This is a genomic window from Okeania sp. (assembly GCF_983059655.1).
In genome coordinates, this window is the sequence record NZ_CEZPJD010000299.1 from 4,797 (window position 1) to 9,041 (window position 4,245).

At 34.1% G+C, this 4,245-nt stretch carries 5 protein-coding genes and 1 pseudogene; 1 reads left to right on the forward strand and 5 read right to left on the reverse strand.

What is annotated here, in order from left to right:
* Positions 1 to 24 precede the first annotated feature (24 nt).
* On the reverse strand, positions 25 to 618 hold the full coding sequence (recR, locus tag AC3DU7_RS17130) for a recombination mediator RecR (protein ID WP_488040535.1): 594 nt from the start codon (positions 616 to 618) through the stop codon (positions 25 to 27).
* Between the two features lie 323 nt (positions 619 to 941).
* On the opposite strand from recR, the pseudogene AC3DU7_RS17135 reads away from it, so the two are divergent.
* Positions 942 to 1,598: pseudogene (locus AC3DU7_RS17135) on the forward strand (glutathionylspermidine synthase family protein).
* A gap of 136 nt (positions 1,599 to 1,734) precedes the next feature.
* Here the strand turns inward: AC3DU7_RS17135 and AC3DU7_RS17140 are convergent.
* From AC3DU7_RS17140 to AC3DU7_RS17155, 4 genes are all read right to left on the reverse strand, one after another.
* Positions 1,735 to 2,094 (reverse strand): hypothetical protein, encoded by a 360-nt coding sequence (locus tag AC3DU7_RS17140; protein ID WP_488040531.1) that lies wholly within the window; start codon positions 2,092 to 2,094, stop codon positions 1,735 to 1,737.
* Positions 2,095 to 2,196: 102 nt separating this feature from the next.
* Positions 2,197 to 2,373: a hypothetical protein gene (locus AC3DU7_RS17145; RefSeq protein ID WP_488040532.1), complete on the reverse strand. Its 177-nt coding sequence runs from the start codon at positions 2,371 to 2,373 to the stop codon at positions 2,197 to 2,199.
* Positions 2,374 to 2,752: 379 nt separating this feature from the next.
* Positions 2,753 to 3,022, reverse strand: coding sequence for a hypothetical protein (locus AC3DU7_RS17150; protein WP_488040533.1), 270 nt, complete (start codon positions 3,020 to 3,022; stop codon positions 2,753 to 2,755).
* A gap of 398 nt (positions 3,023 to 3,420) precedes the next feature.
* A partial coding sequence (locus AC3DU7_RS17155; RefSeq protein ID WP_488040534.1) for a CHAT domain-containing protein occupies positions 3,421 to 4,245 on the reverse strand: 825 nt, incomplete at its 5' end.

A 4,245-nucleotide genomic window follows, 5' to 3' on the forward strand; every position in this document is an offset into this window, starting at 1 on the left:
TTTTGACTTTTGAATTTTGACTTCCTAATCTAATTCCCGCCTTCCCTCCAACGCACGCGCCAAAGTTACCTGGTCAGCATATTCTAAATCTCCTCCCATGGGCAAACCAAAAGCAATGCGCGTCACTTTTGTAAAAGGTCTCAACAACTGACCAACATATAAAGTAGTAGTCTCTCCTTCCACACTCGGACTAATAGCAATAATCACTTCCTGAATATTTCCCTGACTAACTCGCCGCACCAAAGCTTGAATAGTCAACTGTTCCGGGCCAATACCATCCATCGGCGAAATGACCCCCCCCAGAACATGATATTCACCTTTATATTCTCGTGTTTTCTCCAAAGCAATAAGGTCGCGGGAGTCAGAAACCACACAAATAATTTCCTTGTCTCGCTGAGGGTTACGACAAATTTCACAAATGGGTTCAGCAGATAAATGGAAACATTTCTCACATAAACCCACTTTTTTCCTCGCATCAACCAATGCTTGAGCTAAAGCTTGAATTTCTGCTTCGGGGCGCTTAATAATATGTAGTGCCAGACGTTGTGCCGTTTTAGGGCCAACTCCAGGCAACCGTTGTAATTGTTCAATTAATCTGGCTAAAGGTCGAGTATAAATTTTGGACTTCCTCCGATTCAGTTATCAGTTATCAGTTATCAGTTATCAGTACCAAACACTGAAGCTTATTATTTTCATTCCTTTAAAATAAAAGGATAGGCTTGAAACCTTATTTTTTAATCACAACCTGCTATTTAATTGTAGCCATAAATAGTTTTACTCTTAGAAAAAATAAATATTATCAATTCTTACTTTCTAACTTCTGACTTCTGACTTTTGACTTCTGACTTCGTTAGTGCAGTGGACTTGGTTGGAGGAAATGTTTCCCGAAGCGGATCAATTTAATTCTGTGCATGAAAAGTTATTGGCAGCTTTTTTTGGAAATGAATGGTTTGGCAGGGGAGACTTTATATTTAAGTTGTGAAAGAGAGACTTTGGAAGATTTGGGAACGGTTGAATATTTGCGATATTTAGCAATTCAAGCAGGGTTAAATACTCAACATATTTATATAGATGATATTGATTGGAGTGAGGAATTAGAAGTTTTTTGCGACTTGGATAATCAAATTATTCGTCATTTGTTTAAGTTGTATCCTTGGGAATAGATGATGCGGGAAAATTTCGGAAAGTATCTATTATTAGAACCTATGAATTTAATCGAACCTGCTTGAAAATTAATTTGGAGTAATAAAGCTATTCTGCCTATTATTTGGGAATTTTTTCCAGATTATCCTAATTTATTGCACGCCTATTTTAACTCGGTAAAATTATCTCATCCCTATCTGAGTAAACCAGTTTTTTTGAGAGAAGGTGGAAATATTACTGTTTATTTTGGAGATAGAGAATATCAAACTGAAGGAATATATGAAGATGAACCTTTAATTTATCAATCCTATTATCAATTGCCGAATTTTGATGGTTATTTTCCTGTAATTGGTGCTTGGGTTATTGATGGAGAAGCTGCTGGTATTTGTGTTAGAGAAGATAGAGAAATTGTGACTCAAGATTTGAGTATATTTGTGCCTCATTATTTTACATGAATTATCAACAAGTAGTTGTTTGTTATTCACGGCAAAAAATTAACCTTCAGATTAATCATCTTGTTTCTGATAACCAGAAAAAATATATCAGCCTTACCTTTACAACTGATAACTTAAATTACCACATATCACCTAATTAATTTATTAACTCTTCAGCACAAATCTCTCCAACTTCTATTAATTCTTCTGGTGTTTCCTCGTTTGCTGCTTTGTTTATTAATTTCCGAAATTTTTCTAAGGTATATTTAGATTGAAACTGATTCAGAGTACAATCACATAGTGTTTCAGCTTGTTCTGTTGATAATCCTTTTGTCACAGCATTAATTTTACAACTTGCCTGATAAGCCTCTGAAAAATCTTGAGGATATTCATTTTGAGATAGTAATTTTGGAGTTTGACTTTTTGCTTTGCTCACCAGTAAACTACAATAAGTTATACTTACTAAGGTAAATAAAGAAGCAGTAATTAAAGATTTTTTTTTGCAGTTAATTTTCATTCTAATAATTAGTCTTTTGTTAGACAGATAAGATAAGAGAAGTAGGTTGTGGAAGACTATCCCCATCCACTGTTTCCTTTTCCCTTCTTCCTTCTTCAATACTTAATCTAACCAAATTTCCCACCAAGAGCCAGACTTAGATTCCGATGACTTTACCTCTTTAATCCTATTAATTCTTTCCCCTTTATGAATCTTACCTGCCGCTTGTTCGGCTGCCTCTTCTTTACTTCCTGCCTCGACTATAATATCCCTACGATTAAGAGTGACACGATATTTCATATTTTTTTACCTCATATAATCTACAATCAGAACTTTACCATAATTTGATAACATCATATAGATAAACCGGATTTATGTCACCAAAAACCCGGTTTTCCAATTTTTGTAATTTTGTTCTCTAATTTTTTTCTATATGTAAGATAGGGGTAGATTTAAGCATAAATATTTCTGTTAAGTGGAACATTCTTGAGCTAGAAATATATCCCTAAACTATCCATAATTCAATAATTTAGAATTACCTCTCCTTGAAAAGAAGAGGATTGGGTTAAAAGTAATTTTTTTCTCCATGAATGGAGAGGCTTTATACCTTAAATTTTCGGTAATTATTTTCCCTATGCATCTGAATGCTATTTGCGGAGCATTCCGTAGGAAATGCTTACTAAACAGGTTTAGTTAAGTTAGAACAATAACTATCATTTACTACTAAAGAATTAATATTTATAGGCTCCACATCTGATGATTCTGGTATCCACCGATTTGTAGGATGAAATACTACTTTTTTACAAACAACCTGAGTATTACTTAAAGACGCATAATCCCAAGTAAAAATTTCTGGGTCTCTAATATTTGCATTAGCTGGCACTTTAACTAATGCACTTAACAAGACTAACTCCAGGGTTATCAAAGCAAAAATTGCGTATTTTAACATAGACCTCCTAAGCTGATTTTGTAAAATAATTAATTTTTAGATAATAGTTTGATTATCAATTAGATTATCTCATAATTTTTCTGAGAGTGTCAAGAACGATGGAGGAGTCATTTCAGTTATCAGGATAGAAGAAAGAAGAATAACAGAATTAAGAGGAAGAAAAGGAGAAAGTTTTTTTTACCGCTAATTATCCGGACATGATCTTGCTGAATAATTAAGGTTTAAAGGTTATTATTTGAAGAAGAAGTAAAAACAAAAAATATTTTCGCTAATCCTATTCATTTTAAGCAAAGGTAATTATTAATCGTTGAATTTTAAAAAGCGTTTCCTGAAGGAATATTACGCAAACAGATACCTAATTCTATGCACAAATTTTTAGGCTGATAGCTGATAACTAGTTAATTTTTAAATTCCCTGCCCACACATACCCACGCACCCCAAAAGTAACGTGCTTGTAAAGGATAGTTTTGTACTTCCCATTGTGGTAATAATTCAGGAGATTTATTTTGCAAATTTGCTCGAATTTCTTGGATAATTTTTTTACCTGTGGGTAAAGTTTCTAATTCTGTTCTTTTGATTGTTTTGATATAAAGTTGTGCCTCTTGTAAAGCTTGTTGACTAGATAAATTTTTCTGCTGCATATTAGTAAGAAAGCGGTTCATTAATAGAATCGAAACTTGAGCAGGAACAGACCACAAACTCATAATTAAAAGTCTAGCTCCCGCTGCGGTAAATGCACTGCGTAATCCTTTGACTCCTTCTCCAATTTTCACATCTCCGACAGCAGTTTCACAAGCAATTAAAATGATTAATTCATTTGCCCATAAATCTAAACCTGCTACATCTAAAGCAAATAGAATGCCTGACTCTGCTTCTGGGGGAATTTCTCCTCCGAAAAGCCAAGTATTTGCTCCTGCTAATGCTAATCCTGAACGCAATAAAGGATTTTTTTCAGTTTTAATTTGTCTGAAACGTATAAACTCCCCCCTTACCAAGGGGGGTTGGGGGGGATTATCTTCTTTTAAGGGAATATTCTCTTGTTCCAAAAAGAAACCATGAGTTGCCAGAACTAATTTTTTCGGACATTTACTATTTGTTAAATGAGTTTTTAAGGCATCATTTTGTAATAGAGGTTTGACTTGAAATTCGGCAGCAACAGCTTGGGCAATTTCTCTAGTCATCGGAACAGGTAAAAATCGTTCTTCATCCTCTTGTCCAAAGGT